Source organism: Pseudomonas sp. NFACC46-3, assembly GCF_900114515.1.
Lineage (GTDB): Bacteria > Pseudomonadota > Gammaproteobacteria > Pseudomonadales > Pseudomonadaceae > Aquipseudomonas > Aquipseudomonas fluorescens_Q.
Genome location: NZ_FOTH01000004.1, coordinates 154,173 through 169,578, shown reverse-complemented (window position 1 = coordinate 169,578; position 15,406 = coordinate 154,173). Strand labels below are relative to the sequence as shown.

Genomic DNA, 15,406 nt, shown 5'->3' with positions numbered 1-15,406 from the left:
GTCCTCCGGTTTACAGCTTGGCGTCGGCGGCCAGCTGTACGTAGGTCGGGTCAAAGCGCAGCTTGAGGTTGGCCTTGTCGCCGCGGGTTACGCCATTGGCGAACGCCATGCCGACTGCGTTGGCGTCCTTGGCACCTTCGCCCAGCAAGCTGTGCTGGAACGAGAAGTTGGCGACTTTGCCCATGGTGGCGGGCAGTTGTTCGCTGGTGGCGAAACCCAGGGCTTCTTTGGGTGTGGCGAACAGCTTGGTGGTGTCCAGTTGCGCCTGGAAGCCGGCCAGGTCGGTGCCCGAGGCCTTGGCCATGTGCTCCAACGCGGTCTTGCTCGCGGCGTTTTTCGCGTTCATCAGCGCCACCACTTCAAACCAGGCGCCGGTCAACGCTTTGCCCAGGGCCGGGTTGTCCTGCAGGGTCTGGGTGTTGACCACCATCATGTCCATGATCTCGCCAGGGACCTGGCTGGAATTGAACACTTCGCTCACGCCGGGCTGGGCCTTGATGTCCGAGAGCATCGGGTTCCAGGTGGTGACGGCCTTGACCTGGTCGGTGTTGAAGGCGGCAGAGATGTCGGCGTCGGAGGTATTGACGACTTTCAGGTCTTTCTCGGCGAGACCAACCGAATCCAGGGCGCGGGCCAGCAGGTAATGGGACACCGACAGTTCCACCAGGTTGACGTCCATGCCCTTGAGATCGGTGACTTTCTTGCCTTCGCCCTTGAGGACGATGCCGTCGTTGCCATTGGAGAAGTCGCTGATGATCAGCGCGGTGCTGTCCACGCCACCGGCGGCGGGAATGGTCAGGGCGTCCATATTGGTCATGGTGCAGCCGTCGAACTGACCGGCGGTGTACTGGTTGATGGATTCGACGTAATCGTTGAGCTGCACGACATCGATCTTGATGCCGTATTTTTTCGCCCATTTGTCGACGATGCCTTGGCTACCGGCGTATTCCCAGGGCATCCAACCGGCATAAATGGTCCAGCAGACGCTGAAGTGGTCTTTTTGAGCAGCGGCGGATGAGAAGCTCACGAGGGCCGAGAGGACGGCGAGGAGCAGGGCGGACAGACGAAGCTTGAACATGGTGGTTCTCCAGTTGATCAAGGGCGGACAGGAGCAACGCGGCACCGCGAACGGTGGCTTGTCTCCCGGGCTTTTGTCCCGCCGTGTAACCTCAACTGGAGGTCGCCAACTCTCGGACCAGTCACTCGCCAGAGGCGAGCCGGAACCCTAGTCAGCCATTGCAAATTGTGGTGCCGCGAACCTGTGATGACTCCTGCACGGGGTTTGTTAAAGCGAGAGCCGTGCCAATTCGGGCAAAGGCCCGGGTTAGAGAGGGCAGGTGTTGGGGAGAGAATGCTTGGGGGCGGATTTGTGCTTGCTTGTGGTGCCGTCGCGCACCGGAAGAGGGCGACGAGCGACATGTTTCTAGTTGTTGCCAGGTCGCACCAGATTCCGATTTTGCTGTCTGAATATGCGTCAGTCACACAAAGTTGGCTGCCGCCCATCAGCGTCGCTGATGCGGCTCATTCGCGGTCCAGGAGGCCGCCATGTATCGACGACTGCTCCTCATTGCGTTTCTCGGTTTGACTCTTTCGGCCTGCGTGCCTTACTACGACGGAGACTCGAGCTACTACCGTTCCGAGGTCTATACCTCACCGGCACCGGTCTATTACGGTGGCGGGAGTTATTATTCGGCTCCGCGTGGCTATTACGCCCCGCGGTATTACCAACCGGCGCCGCGCTATTACTCGGCACCGCGTTACTACCAACCGGCGCCGCGCCATTACTCGGCACCGCGTTACTACCAGCAAGGCCCACGCTACTACTCGCCACCGCGAGCGGCGTACCGGTCTTATCCGAATCGGGGTGGCTGGGACGGCCATGACCGGGGCGGCTGGAATGACGACCGACGCGGTCGAGGCGGACGTGATCATCGGGGACGCGGCGATCACGATGGACGGGGCAGTCACCGCTGATCCCAGGGCAACAGAAAGCGGCGCATAAAGCGCCGCTTTTTTGTGCCTGCAATAAACCCGATGGGATAGCTCTTGTGGGAGTTGCTGACTCGTTACTCGTTGGACAAGTCCGCCAACGGATGCCGACCTTCCCACGCCTTGTGAAAGTGCGCCTCGACCGCCGCCTCGGGCACATGGTTGATGTCCGGCCAGTGCCAACGGGGCTTGTGGTCCTTGTCGATCAGCCGCGCGCGCACGCCTTCGCTGAATTCCGGATGGCGACAGCAGTTGAGGCTCAAGGTGTATTCCATCCGGAACACGCCGGCCAAGGACAAATGCCGGGCACGGGCGATCTGTTCCCAGACCAGATGAGCGGTCAGCGGGGAGCCTTCGCTCATGGTCTTGGCCGCGCGGGCGATCAACGGGTCCGGGTGGTCCACCAACAAACTGAGCGCTTTCCAGGCGCAGCGCACATCGCTGACATCCAGCCATTCATCGATTTTCTGCCGACGTGGTAGCCATTGGGCTTCGGGCATTTGGCCGACCGCTTCCTGTTGCAGGGCCTTGAGCAGGCTGTTGAGCTGCACCGCGGTCTGTTCCTGCCAGTTGAGTTGCAGCAGGCCTTCGATCAGGTCGTCCTGTTGTTCATCCAGCAAAAAGCGGTCGGCCAGGTCCAGGTCGATGGCGTCCCGGGCATTCATGTGGGCGCCGGTCAGGCCGAGAAACAGCCCGAGCTTGCCGGGCAGGCGCGACAAGAACCAACTGGCGCCGACATCCGGGTACAGGCCGATGCTGATTTCCGGCATGGCCAGGCGACTGCTTGGCGTGACGATGCGGGTACTGGCGCCTTGCAGCAGGCCCATGCCGCCGCCCAGTACATAACCGTGGCCCCAGCACAGCAGGGGTTTTGGATAGGTGTGCAGGTTGAAGTCCAAGCGGTATTCCGCCGCGAAGAATTGGGCCGCCAACGGCGGCACTTCGCCGGGATGGGCGCGGCAGGCTTCCACCAAGCTGCGCACTTCACCGCCGGCGCAGAAGGCCTTGGCGCCATTGCCGCGCAACAGCACACAAACGACCTGCGGCTCCCGGGCCCAGGCATCGAGACGATCACGCAAGGCGTTGATCATCGGAAGGGACAAGGCATTCAAGGATTTTTCGGCGTCCAGGGTGGCGATGCCGATACGGGCACCGTCGATGCCGGTGAGCTCTTCGAAGTGCAGATTCATCGTGACCTCGATCAGAAATTTGAATAATCAGTATGACCGCTGCGTGGGAAAGTGCTGGTTCTGCGTCAGATCAATTGACAAGCCATGTAGGCTTTCCTAGGGTGCGCCCATTGTTTTTACCGGATGCAACCATGACTGCCGACGACCGTATCAAACTCGAACCGAGCTGGAAGCAGGCACTGCGTGCCGAGTTCGACCAGCCCTACATGGCGGAGTTGCGCGAATTCCTACGTCGGGAGTACGCCGCCGGCAAGGAAATTTATCCACCGGCACCGCTGATTTTCAATGCCCTCAATTCCACACCGCTGGACAAGGTCAAGGTGGTGATCCTCGGCCAGGATCCGTATCACGGCCCGGGCCAGGCCCATGGCTTGTGTTTCTCGGTGCAACCGGGTGTGCCGGCGCCGCCGTCGCTGGTGAACATCTACAAGGAGTTGAAGCGCGATCTGAACATCGATATTCCCAACCACGGCTATCTGCAAAGCTGGGCCGACCAAGGCGTGTTGCTGCTCAACACTACCATGACCGTGGAGCGTGCCAACGCCAACGCCCACGCAGGCAAGGGCTGGCAGCATTTCACCGACCGGGTCATCGAAGTGGTCAGCGAACACCAGCAGAACCTGGTCTTCCTGTTATGGGGCGCCCATGCCCAGAGCAAGCAGAAACTGATCGACGCTACCAAGCACTTGGTGCTGACCTCGGTTCACCCGTCACCGTTGTCGGCTTATCGGGGTTTTCTGGGGTGCGGGCATTTCAGTCGGGCCAACAAGTTCCTCGAGCAACATGGCGAGGCGCCTATTGATTGGCGGTTGCCGCCGCTTTAAGTGGTCGGCAGTCAGGGCCCCATCGCGAGCCCAAACCACCCACAACCCGTGGCGAGGGAGCTTGCTCCCGCTCGGCTGCGCAGCAGTCGCAAAATCGGATCATGCGGTCCGGCTGAAAAAATGCAGAGGCCTGCTTCGCAGGCCAGCGGGAGCAAGCTCCCTCGCCACATTGTGTGAAGCCGAAATTGGAGCTCGACCAAAGTCCCTGTGGGAGTGAGCTTGCTCGCGATGAAGGCAACTTGGTCTATAAGTCCGAACCCGGCTTGCGCATCCAATACCTGAACAACGGCTCCGCCAGAAACAACACAAACAGCAATCGCATCACCTGCAACGCTGTCACCAATGGCACTGACAGTTGCAATGTTTCCGCCGTCAGGCTCATTTCCGCGATGCCGCCGGGCATCATACCGAGTGTCAGTGAACGCAGATCCAGATGGGTCAAGGTGCTCAAGCCTAGGGCTGCAAGCGTGGCGATCAGCATCGTCAACACCGTGCCGATCAGGGTACGCCCCATGAACGACGGCGCCCGACGAAAGAACTGCCGGTTGAAATGACAACCCAATCCGCTGCCGATCAACCACTGGCCGACCTGGCTGGCGCCGTTGGGCAGGCCGATGTGCAGGTCCCAACCGACGCTCACCGCCGCACTTACCAGCAAGGGTCCGAACAACCAGGGGTTGGGTTGGCGCAATCGCTCCCAGACCCAGGCGAGCAGGGCGCCCGCCGGGAACAGGATCGCCAGCCACAGCCAGTCCACCGTCGTGGCGTGTTGCACCGGCGAGCCTTCGCCCAACAGGTACTTGAAGGCTGCCGGCACGCACAACACTACCACCAGCACCCGCAGGCTCTGGCCTGCTGCAACACGACTAAGGTCCGCGCCGTTGCGGGCGCCGAGGTTGACCATTTCGCCGGAACCGCCCGGCATGCTCGAGAAAAACGCGGTGGCGCGCTCCTCGCCAGTGCGACGCATGAGCCAGACACTCACCACGCTGGACACGCTGGTGATCAGCGCACCGAAGAAGATCAGGCCGAAGTGGCTCAGCACCTGCTCCATCACCACAGGAGTGAAGTGCAGGCCGATACCGATGCCCACCACCCATTGGCCGCACTTACGGCCGCCGGGGATTTCCATCAGTTGCCACGGCGTAAGACAGCGCACCAGTATGATCGCCAGCAACGAGCCGACCATCCAGGGCAAAGGCCAGCCGATCAGGCTGGCCAGGTAACCGCCGGCCAGGCCGACCAGCGGTGTTCCCCACCATTGTCTGAATATCGCCTCAGACATTGGCCAGGGCGCGACGTTGAGCGGCGCGGCGACGCCAGATTCGCAGCAATGGCATGAACAGCATGATCGCTGTCAGGATCCAGCAGCCGAACGTGATCGGGCTCGACCAGAGGATCTCCAGTGCACCGTTGGAAATCGACAGCGCACGCCGCAGGTTCTGCTCCATCAGGCCACCGAGGATGAAGCCCAGCAGCACTGGCGACAGCGGGAAGTCCAGCTTGCGCAGGATATAGCCGAAGATGCCGATACCGATCATCAGGAACAGGTCGAACGTGGTGGCATGCACCGCATAGACGCCGATCCCGGTGATGATCGCGATGACCGGCACCAGTGCCCAGTTCGGCACCGCCAGGATCCGGGTGAAGATGCGGATCATCGGGATGTTGAGGATCACCAGCATGATGTTGGCGACGAACAACGACGCGATCAGGCCCCAGACGATGTCCGGCTGTTGCTGGAACAGCAGTGGACCGGGCGTGATGTTGTACAGCGACAGCGCGCCGATCATCACCGCGGTGGTGCCCGAGCCGGGAACACCGAGGGTCAGCATTGGCACCAGCGCACCGCAGGCCGCGCCACCGATGGCTGTTTCCGGGGCGGCGAGGCCGCGCTTGTCGCCCTGGCCGAACGTGCCACCGGCGCCGGCAATGCGTTTTTCCGTCATATAGGCCACGGCACTGGCCAGGGTCGCACCAGCACCCGGCAGCACGCCCATGATGAAACCGAGCACGCCGCAGCGCAGGTTCACAGTGAAGACCGACGCGGCTTCCTTGAAGTTGAACATCATTCGCCCGGTAGCTTTCACCGCCTCCTGGCCGCGATGGGTTTTTTCCAGCAGCAACAGGATTTCGCTGATGGAGAACAGGCCCAGCACCAGCACGACGAACTGGATGCCGTCGGTCAAGTGGATGTTGTCCCCGGTGAAACGGTACACGCCGCTGTTGGCGTCGATCCCGACACTGGACAGGAACAGGCCGATCAGCGCCGCGATGAAGGTCTTGAGCGGTCGGTCGCCGGCCATGCCGCCGAGGCAGACAATGGCGAACACCATCAGGACGAAATATTCCGCCGGCCCGAAGGCAATCGCCCATTTGGCCAGCAACGGTGCGAACAACACCATGCCGCAGGTGGCGATGAACGCGCCGATGAACGAACTCCACGCCGACAGCGACAACGCCACGCCGGCCAGGCCTTGGCGGGCCATTGGATAGCCATCGAGGGTGGTCATCACGGTGGAAGCTTCACCCGGGATGTTGAGCAGGATCGAGCTGATACGTCCGCCGTATTCGCAACCCAGGTACACCGCGGCCAGCAGGATCAGCGCCGATTCCGGCGGCAGCCCCAGGGCAAAGGCAATCGGGATCAGCAGCGCCACGCCGTTGATCGGGCCCAGGCCCGGCAGCAGGCCGACCACGGTGCCGATCAGGGTGCCGGTCAGTGCTGTGACGAGGTTGTAGGGGGTCAGTGCAACGCCAAAACCCTGGCCGAGATAATTCAGGGTATCCATATCAATTCTCCAGGACGTCGAGCAGGCCCAGGGGCAGCGGCACGTCCATCAGCTTGTCGAACAACAGGTAAAGACCGATGGCCATCAGGCTGATGATCACCACGCTGGGCACCCAGCGACCGCCGTAAAGGCGCGCCATCGGCACGCCGATCAGGATGCTGGCAAGAATGAAGCCCAAGGGTTCGAAGGTGCCGGCGAAGACCAGCAGCAGCACCACGCAGATACCGATTTTCTGCAAGGTTTCGCGGTCCAGGTGCGGGTCTTCGTCGCTATGCACGATGGGCGTCGGGCGAAACAGCATGTACAGCAATGCCAGCCCCATCAGCCCGAGCATCAGCAAGGGGAAGGCGCGCGGGCCGACCGGTTCGTAGGAAAAGGCCGCTTGATAGGGCCAGGCCATCAGTGCCAGGCCGATACAGGCCAGTAGCAGCACCGCGGCAAAAATACGTTGGATGGTGAGCATGACTAACTCCTGGGCGGCGCCGACAGTGCCGGCGCCGCCGCGAGAACAGAGACGGTTACTGGATCAGGCCGAACTCTTTGGCCAGCACCTTGTAATCAGCCACTTGTTTCTTCACATAGGCATCCAGTTCCGGGCCGGTCATGGCGAACGGGAACAGCTCGCGCTGGTCGCGCAACTTGGCGAATTCTTCGGAAGCCAGCAGTTTGTCGAACGCGTCTTTCCACCAGGCGTAGTCTTCGTCGCTGACCTTTGGCCCGAGGTAGAAGCCACGGACCACTGGCCAGAGGATGTCGTAGCCTTGTTCGCGAGCGGTCGGGATATCTTTCATTTCCGGCTCGTCCAGGCGTTTATCGGAGAACACCGCCAACAGACGCATGTCACCACTCTGGATGTGCGGCATGGAGTCGGAAATGTCCGTACTGCCGACCTGAATATGGCCGCCGAGCAGGGCTGTGGCGATTTCACCACCGCCTTCGAGTGCCACGTAGCGCAGTTTGCGCGGGTCGATGCCGGCAGCCTTGGCGATCAGGGCGGTTTGCATCCAGTCCTGGCTGCCGACGGTGCCGCCGGAACCGATCACCACGGAACCTGGATCTTTCTTCAGGGCCTGTACCAGATCATCGAGGTTCTTGTAGGGCGAATCGCTCTTTACCGCGATGGCGCCGTAGCTGGTGCCAACGGCCGCCAGCCAGCGCACGGCGTTTTCATCGAAACGACCGAACTTGCCTTGCGCCAGGTTCAACAGCGAACCGCTGGACCAGGCCACCAGCGTGCCGGCGTCGGCCGGGCGTTGGGCGACCACTGCGTTGTACGCCACCGCGCCGACACCGCCGGGCATGTAGGTCACACGCATGGGTTTGGTCAGCAGTTTCTGGTTCACCAGCGCGCTTTGCGCCAGTTTGCACGTCAGGTCGAAGCCGCCTCCCGGTGCCGCCGGGGCGATGCATTCGGGGCGCTTGGGCTCCTTGGATGGATCAGCGGCGAGCAACTGCCCGGCGAACATCAGGCATCCGGCGGCCAGGGCTACTTTACGCAGTGAAAGGTTCATTGTTGTCTCCACAGGATTGTTGTTATGCGTGGTGAAAATGTGTCGTTGACAGATCCCGCCCAAGTCATCGCTGACGGGGCGCGCAGGTCATTACCGGGATTGAATGCAGGGCGACACCGCCCAAGGCGGTCTGGTTGAAGCGAGAAGGGCGAGCAGGCGCTGGGGCCTGTAGCTGCATGGACAGCATGGTGAATACTCCGCTTTTATTCTTCTTATTCAGGACGAAAATGCTTCGTGGCATTTTTCATTCGCGATCGGGCGCCGCGACGGTCAGTCGAAACTATCCGTAAAGGGACTCTAACGGCCCAACCTTTCGCTAACCTTTCAAAAGCTTTCAGCGTGTTTTTTGGCTTCACAGTGGCGGATGCGGCTGTAAACTCCGCGCCAAAGAATGGCGTCGGCCATCCCTGAATCGAGGAAAAACCCATGCGTGTTCTGCTCGTCGAAGACCATCTGCAGCTCGCCGAAAGCGTTGCCCAAGCGCTCAAGAGTGCCGGTTTGACCGTGGACGTGCTGCACGACGGCGTCGCGGCCGACCTGGCCTTGAGCAGCGAGGAATACGCCGTGGCGGTCCTGGATGTCGGGCTGCCGCGCATGGACGGCTTCGAGGTGTTGGCGCGTCTGCGGGCCCGTGGCAAGACCTTGCCGGTACTGATGCTGACCGCTCGCAGCGACGTCAAGGACCGCGTCCATGGCCTGAACCTCGGTGCCGACGATTACCTGGCCAAGCCATTCGAGCTCACTGAGCTGGAGGCCCGGGTCAAGGCACTGTTGCGCCGCAGCGTACTGGGCGGCGAGCGCCAGCAGCGCTGTGGCGGGCTGGTCTATGACCTGGACACCCGCCGGTTTACCCTCGACGAAGAACTGTTGACGCTGACCTCCCGTGAGCAAGCCGTGCTGGAGGCGTTGATCGCCCGGCCGGGGCGGGTGATGAGCAAGGAGCAACTGGCGGCCCAGGTGTTCGGCCTGGACGAAGAGGCCAGCCCCGACGCCATCGAAATCTACGTTCATCGCCTACGCAAGAAACTCGATGGTCATGCGGTGGCGATCGTGACGTTCCGCGGCCTGGGCTACCTGCTGGAAAATCGCAATGCATAAGCCCGACAGCCTGCGCTGGCGGCTGCTTCGCAACCTCGCGCTGCTGCTGGTGGTATTGATGCTCGCCAGCGGCTTGAGCGCCTATTGGAACGGTCGTGAGGCTGCCGACACCGCCTACGATCGGACCCTGCTGGCTTCGGCACGGACCATCGCTGCGGGCCTTTCGGCGCGTGACGGCAGCCTCAGTGCGGATGTGCCCTACGTGGCCCTGGATACTTTCGCCTACGACAGCGCCGGACGCATTTATTACCAGGTCAATGACATCGACAAGAAGCTGATTTCCGGCTATGAAAACCTCCCCGGTCCGCCGCCCGGCACGCCGCGCACGGACGATTACCCAGCCCTGGCGCGCTTTTACAACGCTCGCTATCAGGGCCAGAACGTGCGGGTGGTGAGCCTGCTCAAGGCCGTGAGCGAGCCGAACATGAACGGCATGGCGGAAATTCGTGTAGCGGAGACTGAAGAGGCGCGGGTCAGCATGGCCCGCGGGCTGATGGCCGACACGCTGTTGCGCCTGGGCATGCTGGCCGTGGGCGCGCTGCTGTTGGTGTGGTTTGCAGTCAGCGCGGCATTGCGCCCGTTGGAACGCTTGCGCACGGCGGTGGAAGAGCGCCAGTCGGATGACCTGCGGCCATTGCCCCTGGTGGAAGTGCAGCATGAACTCTGGCCGTTGGTGCGCGCCCTCAACCATTTCACCGAGCGTCTGCGCGGGCAATTCGAACGCCAGGCGCAATTCATTGCCGATGCCGCCCATGAATTGCGTACGCCCCTGGCTGCACTCAAGGCCCGCCTTGAGCTGGGCTTGCGAGCCAGCGAACCGGCGACCTGGCGTGAGACCCTGGAAACTGCGGCCCAAGGTACTGACCGGTTAACCCACCTGGCTAACCAATTGCTGTCCTTGGCGCGTGTGGAAAACGGCGCCCGGGCCATTGCCGAGGGCGGCGCGCAACTGCTTGATCTCAGTCAGTTGGCTCGTGAGTTGGGCATGGCCATGGCCCCGCTGGCCCATGCCCGAGGGGTGGCGCTGGCCCTGGAAGCCGACGAGCCTGTGTGGTTGCGGGGCGAGCCGACCTTGTTGAACGAGTTGTTGAGCAACCTGGTGGACAACGCCCTGGCCCATACCCCGTCGGGCGGCAATGTAATCTTGCGGGTTTCTGCGCCGGCCGTGCTGGAGGTCGAGGACGATGGCCCCGGCATTCCGCTGCACGAGCGGGATCGGGTGTTCGAGCGCTTCTATCGACGCAACCAGCAAGTGGCCGGCTCCGGCCTGGGGTTGGCGATCGTGGGTGAAATCTGCCGTGCCCACTTGGCGCAGATTACCTTGCATGATGGGCTTGAGCGGGGGTTGAAGGTGCGGGTGAGTTTTATCCCAGGTTCAGATTGAGCCAAGGCCGAACACTGTTGTGGCGAGGGGATTTATCCCCGTCGGGCGCGCAGCGCCCCAGGATTTGCTATCACTGCGGTGTGTCTGTTCGGTCGTTGGGGGCCGCTTCGCAGCCCAACGGGGATAAATCCCCTCACCACAGGTCAGCATCTGGCCCAGATTTCCTGCTTGTCAGGCTGGGCTTAATAAAACATCGACCGCGCTTCTTCGATATCCACGCAGCGGGCCTTGTTGTCCGGGTCGATCCCCAGTTTCTTGAAAGCCGGGACTGAAAACACATCAATTCGGCTGAGCGGGTGATCGGTGTCCTTGTAGCAATACAGCGCCGCGACCTGCACCAGGTCGACATAATCGATTTGCTTGGAATCCCGGGTGAAATCCAGATACAGCCCCGGCAGCTTCACCAACCGCTCCGGAAACTCCCAGACGCTAAGTAGTTTGTCCCCCAGTACCGGGTGAATCGTTTCGATGACGTGGTTGAGGCTGACCGGGTCCGACAGCAATTCATTGTTGTCTTGCGCATACGTCAGGATCGGCAACACGCCGATCTGGTGCACCAGCCCACCCAACGCGGCCTGGTCGGGCTTGAGTTGGGTGTAACCGCGACACAGCGCATAGCTGACGCCGGCGATCTCCAGGCTCTTGCGCCAGACCTCGCGCATCTTCAGTTCCACCACCTCGGAGCGGGCGTGGAAAATTTGCTCCATGACCAGGCCGATGGCCAGGTTGCTGCTGTAGTTGACGCCCAATCGAGTGATGGCCGTGTGCAGGTCGGTGACTTCCTGGGTGGCGCGCAGCAGTGGGCTGTTGACCACCTTTATCAGGCGTGCCGAGAGGGCCGTATCGCGGCCGATCACTTTGCTCAGGTTGCTGACGCTGATTTCCGGGTCTTCGGCGGCCCGGCGAATCTGCAGGGCCACTTCCGGTAATGTCGGCAGAACCAAGTCATCGTTATCGATGGCTTGCACCAAATCCCGTTGGACCTTATCCGCCAAATCGCTCATTTCGGTTCTCTAGGGTATTGCGGCAAATGCTGCGATCAGCGCTGGATTTCGCGGTCGCGATCCAGTTCGTAAGGCAGGTCCAACAGTTGAAGGCGTGGGCCTTCCAAGGCACCGAGGTGCAGATTGTCATCTTCTGCTGCTTCGGCCTGCAATACTGCCAGCAGTTCAATATTTCCTTCGCCGCGGGCGGCAATCACCACTTCGCCGATGGAACTGCCATGCGTGGGGGAGAACAGCGCTGTGCCGGGCTCCGGTAGTTCGCTGGCGTCCAGTTGCAGGCGATACAGGCGTCGCTTGAGCTTGCCCAGGTATTGCATGCGGGCGACGATTTCCTGGCCGGTGTAGCAGCCTTTCTTGAAACTCACGCCGCCGACGGCTTGCAGGTTGAGCATCTGTGGGATGAACAGTTCGCGGGTGGCCGGCATGACCTGGCCGATTCCTGCGCGGATCTGGCCCAGCAGCCAGGGGTTCAGGTCCGCTTCGGCCAGTTCTGCGCCCAGGCGGGTTCGCAGCGTCTGTGCCTGTTCGGCAGGGGCCCACAATTCGGCGCGACCGGGAGATACGCGGATGGCGATCAAGGCTTCATGGCGAGCCACGCTGTCGGTGTCGCTCGGCAGTTCGAGGCCCAGGTCGGTCAGCGCCTTGTCGGCGTTTTCCAGGCCGAAGCGAACCCAGGCCGCGCTTTCATCGGTGAGCTTGGACTTGGAGAACACGGCATATTTTTTCAAGTCGGCCAGTTGCGGTTCGAGCAACTCGGTGGCCATGGCCATCAATACACCGTCACCTTCAAGCAGAATGCGGAAACTCGATTGCATCCGGCCTTTCTGGGTGCAGCGGGCGCCGAGGCTGGCTCGTCTGTCGCTCAAGTAGTCGAGGTTGCAGGTCAATTGGCCTTGCAGGAATTTGCTGGCATCCACGCCGCGGACCGCGAGGACGCCTTCGTGGGACAGGGTGCAGAAAAAAGCGGAATCAGCCATGGGTCATCGCAGGATAAAAGGTCTGGTAGACATCATAAGGGGGCGCCCTTGAAATGGGTAGTTCACAAAGGATCGGTGGTGCCCGACCAAAGCTGTCTGTTCCACTGCGGCGGGGCCTGTATACTTGCGCTCTATTTGAGGAGCGCTCCATGGTCGAAGATGTTGAACTGAATCGCCTCTACTGGCACAGCCGCCGCGGCATGCTTGAGCTGGACGTGTTGCTGGTGCCATTCGTCAAAGAGGTCTATCCCCATCTCAATGAAGTGGACCGCGCGTGCTATGTCCGCCTGCTCGAATGTGAGGATCAGGACATGTTCGGCTGGTTCATGGAGCGCAGTGAATCCGAAGACCCTGAGTTGCAGCGCATGGTCCGGATGATTCTGGACCGTGTCCAGCCCAAGTAATCGCTTCGAATGCCGCTGGCAGGCCTCCGGGCAACTGCTGGCGGCTTATCTGCTGGCCCAGGTGTTCGCCCTGGGTTCGTTGTGCCTGTTGTCCGTCCCATCCTGGTTCGCAGCGCTTGGCATTGTATTGTGCCTGGCCCATGGTGCCTGGGTGATCCCCCGATATGTCGTGCTGACCCATCGCCGGGCTTTCTGCGGGTTGCGTCGTAATGCCGCTGGCTGGCAACTCTGGAGCCGGGCCGATGGGTGGCGGGCTGTGCAACTGCGCCCCGATAGCCTGGCGCTGCCGATGATCGTCGTGCTGCGTTTTCGCGTGCAGGGTGAACGGCGGGTCCGGTCGGTGTGTGTGCCGCGCGACGCGCTGGCGCCGGATGTTCATCGGCGCCTGCGGGTGCAGCTCAGGTTCAGTCGGCGTAGGTGGGCGGCACCAGGATAGTGTCCAGTGCCTCGGGCAGCAGGTTCGGGTAGTCGAGGGTGTAATGCAGCCCCCGGCTTTCCTTGCGTTCCATGGCCGAGCGAATCATCAGTTCGGCCACCTGGGCCAGGTTGCGCAGTTCGATCAGGTCGCGACTGACTTTATAGTTGCTGTAGAACTCGTCGATTTCATCCAGCAGCAAGCGCACTCGATGTTGTGCTCGTTGCAGGCGCTTGTTGGTGCGCACGATGCCCACGTAGTCCCACATGAATCGCCGTAGTTCGTCCCAGTTGTGCGCGATGATCACGTCTTCATCCGAATCGGTGACCTGGCTGGCGTCCCACGAGGGCAGGGCGGTTGGAACGGCAATCTGCGGCAATTGCGCCAGGATGTCTGCCGCCGCCGAGCGGGCGTAGACGAAGCATTCCAGCAGCGAGTTGCTGGCCATGCGGTTGGCGCCATGCAGGCCGGTGAAGCTGGTTTCGCCAATGGCGTACAGGCCAGGCACGTCGGTGCGGCCCTGTTGGTCGACCATCACGCCACCGCAGGTGTAATGCGCTGCCGGCACCACCGGAATCGGCTGCTTGGTGATGTCGATGGAGAACTCCAGGCAGCGTTCGTACACCGTCGGGAAGTGGCTCTTGATGAACGCTTCGGGCTTGTGGCTGATGTCCAGGTAAACGCAATCGATACCCAGGCGCTTCATTTCGTGGTCGATGGCCCGGGCGACGATGTCGCGCGGCGCCAGTTCGGCGCGCGGATCGAAGCGTTGCATGAAGCGTTCGCCGTTGGGCAGTTTCAGGTGGGCCCCTTCGCCACGCAGGGCTTCGGTGATCAGGAAACTCTTGGCCAGCGGGTGATAGAGGCAGGTGGGGTGAAACTGGTTGAACTCCAGGTTCGCCACCCGGCAACCCGAACGCCAGGCCATGGCAATGCCATCGCCGCAGGCGCCGTCGGGGTTGCTGGTATAAAGGTAGACTTTCGCTGCGCCGCCGGACGCCAGGATGACGAAGCGCGCACCGTAGGTATCGACTTCACCGGTGCCGCGATTGAGCACGTAGGCACCGAGGCAGCGATCGCCGTCCAGGCCCAGGCGTTTTTCGGTGATCAGGTCGACCGCGACGCGCTGTTCCAGCAACTCGATGTTCGGCCGCAGTCGCGCCTGGGCGAGCAGGGTCTTGAAGATCGCTGCACCGGTGGCGTCGGCCGCATGGATGATGCGTCGATGGCTGTGACCGCCTTCGCGCGTCAAGTGGAACTCGAAACCGCCGTCTTCGGTGCCCGATTGTTCGTCACGGGTAAACGGTACGCCTTGGTCGATCAGCCACTGGATGGCTTCCCTGCTGTGTTCCACGGTGAAACGCACCGCCTGTGGATTGCAAAGGCCACCGCCGGCGTTGAGGGTGTCGTCGACATGGGACTCAATGGTGTCGGTATCGTCCAGTACGGCTGCGACGCCGCCCTGGGCCCAGAAGGTCGAACCGTTGGCCAGGTCGCCCTTGCTCAGTACTGCAATGCGCAAATGCGCAGGCAAAGTCAGCGCAAGGCTCAATCCGGCGGCTCCGCTGCCGATTACCAGAACATCGTGTTGAAACTGTTGGCTCATTCGAATGGTTTCCGCTCAAGGCGACCCGGGTCGGGGTTGGCGCAAGACACCGCTTCAACGGGTCAGGCAGCCACGCAGCCCACTAGTATATAGAGGGGGGGATCGGCACAATAGCCGGGCATTCATGGCAATGTGAAACCAGCGTGACGGAAAAGCGACACGCTTCGTCGGATTGCCGGTTTGGGTACAACGTCGATAAGGCCGCCGTTTCG

Annotated in this window: 15 protein-coding genes and 1 riboswitch; of the genes, 6 read left to right on the top strand and 9 right to left on the bottom strand. The window is 61.7% G+C overall.

From position 1 onward, the window contains the following. Positions 1–10: 10 nt before the first annotated feature. Complete coding sequence (locus BM300_RS07630) at positions 11–1,078, bottom strand: putative urea ABC transporter substrate-binding protein (protein WP_092462449.1); 1,068 nt, start codon at positions 1,076–1,078, stop codon at positions 11–13. A gap of 60 nt (positions 1,079–1,138) precedes the next feature. Then, a riboswitch (guanidine-I (ykkC/yxkD leader) is annotated at positions 1,139–1,240 on the bottom strand. 305 nt (positions 1,241–1,545) lie between these two features. Here BM300_RS07630 and BM300_RS07625 point away from each other — a divergent pair. Further along, the gene (locus BM300_RS07625) at positions 1,546–1,974 is read left to right on the top strand and encodes a hypothetical protein (protein ID WP_092148636.1); all 429 of its coding nucleotides are present in this window, start codon (positions 1,546–1,548) and stop codon (positions 1,972–1,974) included. Between the two features lie 92 nt (positions 1,975–2,066). Here BM300_RS07625 and BM300_RS07620 read toward each other — a convergent pair whose 3' ends face one another. After that, a complete protein-coding gene (locus BM300_RS07620; RefSeq protein ID WP_092462448.1) occupies positions 2,067–3,179 on the bottom strand; it encodes an enoyl-CoA hydratase/isomerase family protein in 1,113 nt (370 codons plus the stop codon). Positions 3,180–3,310: 131 nt separating this feature from the next. Here BM300_RS07620 and ung point away from each other — a divergent pair, with 131 nt between their 5' ends. Beyond that, positions 3,311–4,003: a uracil-DNA glycosylase gene (ung, locus tag BM300_RS07615; protein ID WP_063322542.1), complete on the top strand. Its 693-nt coding sequence runs from the start codon at positions 3,311–3,313 to the stop codon at positions 4,001–4,003. 244 nt (positions 4,004–4,247) lie between these two features. On the opposite strand, the gene BM300_RS07610 is transcribed toward ung, so the two are convergent. Genes BM300_RS07610 through BM300_RS07595 form a run of 4 tightly spaced genes read right to left on the bottom strand, consistent with a single transcriptional unit; the run spans position 4,248 to position 8,306 of the window. Further along, positions 4,248–5,288: an AbrB family transcriptional regulator gene (locus BM300_RS07610; RefSeq protein ID WP_092148627.1), complete on the bottom strand. Its 1,041-nt coding sequence runs from the start codon at positions 5,286–5,288 to the stop codon at positions 4,248–4,250. Beyond that, the gene (locus BM300_RS07605; RefSeq protein ID WP_092148623.1) at positions 5,281–6,795 is read right to left on the bottom strand and encodes a tripartite tricarboxylate transporter permease; all 1,515 of its coding nucleotides are present in this window, start codon (positions 6,793–6,795) and stop codon (positions 5,281–5,283) included. The genes BM300_RS07610 and BM300_RS07605 overlap by 8 nt, the downstream gene beginning before the upstream one ends. Position 6,796: 1 nt before the next feature. Beyond that, a complete protein-coding gene (locus BM300_RS07600; RefSeq protein WP_063322539.1) occupies positions 6,797–7,258 on the bottom strand; it encodes a tripartite tricarboxylate transporter TctB family protein in 462 nt (153 codons plus the stop codon). A 55-nt stretch (positions 7,259–7,313) separates the two neighbouring features. Beyond that, positions 7,314–8,306, bottom strand: a complete 993-nt coding sequence (locus BM300_RS07595; RefSeq protein ID WP_003198777.1) for a Bug family tripartite tricarboxylate transporter substrate binding protein — start codon at positions 8,304–8,306, stop codon at positions 7,314–7,316. 426 nt (positions 8,307–8,732) lie between these two features. Here BM300_RS07595 and BM300_RS07590 point away from each other — a divergent pair, with 426 nt between their 5' ends. Both BM300_RS07590 and BM300_RS07585 read left to right on the top strand, forming a co-directional pair. After that, a complete protein-coding gene (locus BM300_RS07590; protein WP_092462446.1) occupies positions 8,733–9,404 on the top strand; it encodes a response regulator in 672 nt (223 codons plus the stop codon). After that, positions 9,397–10,788 carry a sensor histidine kinase gene (locus BM300_RS07585; RefSeq protein ID WP_092148620.1) on the top strand — a complete coding sequence of 464 codons (1,392 nt, stop codon included), beginning with the start codon at positions 9,397–9,399 and terminating at the stop codon, positions 10,786–10,788. Before BM300_RS07590 ends, BM300_RS07585 begins: the two co-directional genes overlap by 8 nt. A 182-nt stretch (positions 10,789–10,970) precedes the next feature. Here the strand turns inward: BM300_RS07585 and BM300_RS07580 are convergent, their stop codons facing one another. Together BM300_RS07580 and BM300_RS07575 are read right to left on the bottom strand one after the other, a co-directional pair. Next, complete coding sequence (locus BM300_RS07580; RefSeq protein ID WP_092148617.1) at positions 10,971–11,792, bottom strand: HDOD domain-containing protein; 822 nt, start codon at positions 11,790–11,792, stop codon at positions 10,971–10,973. A gap of 35 nt (positions 11,793–11,827) precedes the next feature. Beyond that, positions 11,828–12,769, bottom strand: coding sequence for a CAF17-like 4Fe-4S cluster assembly/insertion protein YgfZ (locus BM300_RS07575; protein WP_092148614.1), 942 nt, complete (start codon positions 12,767–12,769; stop codon positions 11,828–11,830). Positions 12,770–12,918: 149 nt separating this feature from the next. On the opposite strand from BM300_RS07575, the gene BM300_RS07570 reads away from it, so the two are divergent. Continuing rightward, positions 12,919–13,173: an FAD assembly factor SdhE gene (locus BM300_RS07570; protein WP_003184348.1), complete on the top strand. Its 255-nt coding sequence runs from the start codon at positions 12,919–12,921 to the stop codon at positions 13,171–13,173. Beyond that, positions 13,157–13,609 (top strand): protein YgfX, encoded by a 453-nt coding sequence (locus tag BM300_RS07565; RefSeq protein ID WP_063322533.1) that lies wholly within the window; start codon positions 13,157–13,159, stop codon positions 13,607–13,609. Before BM300_RS07570 ends, BM300_RS07565 begins: the two co-directional genes overlap by 17 nt. Here the strand turns inward: BM300_RS07565 and nadB are convergent. Then, positions 13,578–15,194, bottom strand: coding sequence for an L-aspartate oxidase (nadB, locus tag BM300_RS07560; RefSeq protein WP_092462445.1), 1,617 nt, complete (start codon positions 15,192–15,194; stop codon positions 13,578–13,580). The genes BM300_RS07565 and nadB overlap by 32 nt on opposite strands. Between the last annotated feature and the right edge of the window lie 212 nt (positions 15,195–15,406).

Coding starts and splice junctions, on each gene's coding strand:
- BM300_RS07630 (WP_092462449.1), bottom strand. CDS start 1,078: ATGTTCAAGCTTCGTCTGTCCGCCCTGCTCCTCGCCGTCCTCTCGGCC.
- BM300_RS07625 (WP_092148636.1), top strand. CDS start 1,546: ATGTATCGACGACTGCTCCTCATTGCGTTTCTCGGTTTGACTCTTTCG.
- BM300_RS07620 (WP_092462448.1), bottom strand. CDS start 3,179: ATGAATCTGCACTTCGAAGAGCTCACCGGCATCGACGGTGCCCGTATC.
- ung (WP_063322542.1), top strand. CDS start 3,311: ATGACTGCCGACGACCGTATCAAACTCGAACCGAGCTGGAAGCAGGCA.
- BM300_RS07610 (WP_092148627.1), bottom strand. CDS start 5,288: ATGTCTGAGGCGATATTCAGACAATGGTGGGGAACACCGCTGGTCGGC.
- BM300_RS07605 (WP_092148623.1), bottom strand. CDS start 6,795: ATGGATACCCTGAATTATCTCGGCCAGGGTTTTGGCGTTGCACTGACC.
- BM300_RS07600 (WP_063322539.1), bottom strand. CDS start 7,258: ATGCTCACCATCCAACGTATTTTTGCCGCGGTGCTGCTACTGGCCTGT.
- BM300_RS07595 (WP_003198777.1), bottom strand. CDS start 8,306: ATGAACCTTTCACTGCGTAAAGTAGCCCTGGCCGCCGGATGCCTGATG.
- BM300_RS07590 (WP_092462446.1), top strand. CDS start 8,733: ATGCGTGTTCTGCTCGTCGAAGACCATCTGCAGCTCGCCGAAAGCGTT.
- BM300_RS07585 (WP_092148620.1), top strand. CDS start 9,397: ATGCATAAGCCCGACAGCCTGCGCTGGCGGCTGCTTCGCAACCTCGCG.
- BM300_RS07580 (WP_092148617.1), bottom strand. CDS start 11,792: ATGAGCGATTTGGCGGATAAGGTCCAACGGGATTTGGTGCAAGCCATC.
- BM300_RS07575 (WP_092148614.1), bottom strand. CDS start 12,769: ATGGCTGATTCCGCTTTTTTCTGCACCCTGTCCCACGAAGGCGTCCTC.
- BM300_RS07570 (WP_003184348.1), top strand. CDS start 12,919: ATGGTCGAAGATGTTGAACTGAATCGCCTCTACTGGCACAGCCGCCGC.
- nadB (WP_092462445.1), bottom strand. CDS start 15,194: ATGAGCCAACAGTTTCAACACGATGTTCTGGTAATCGGCAGCGGAGCC.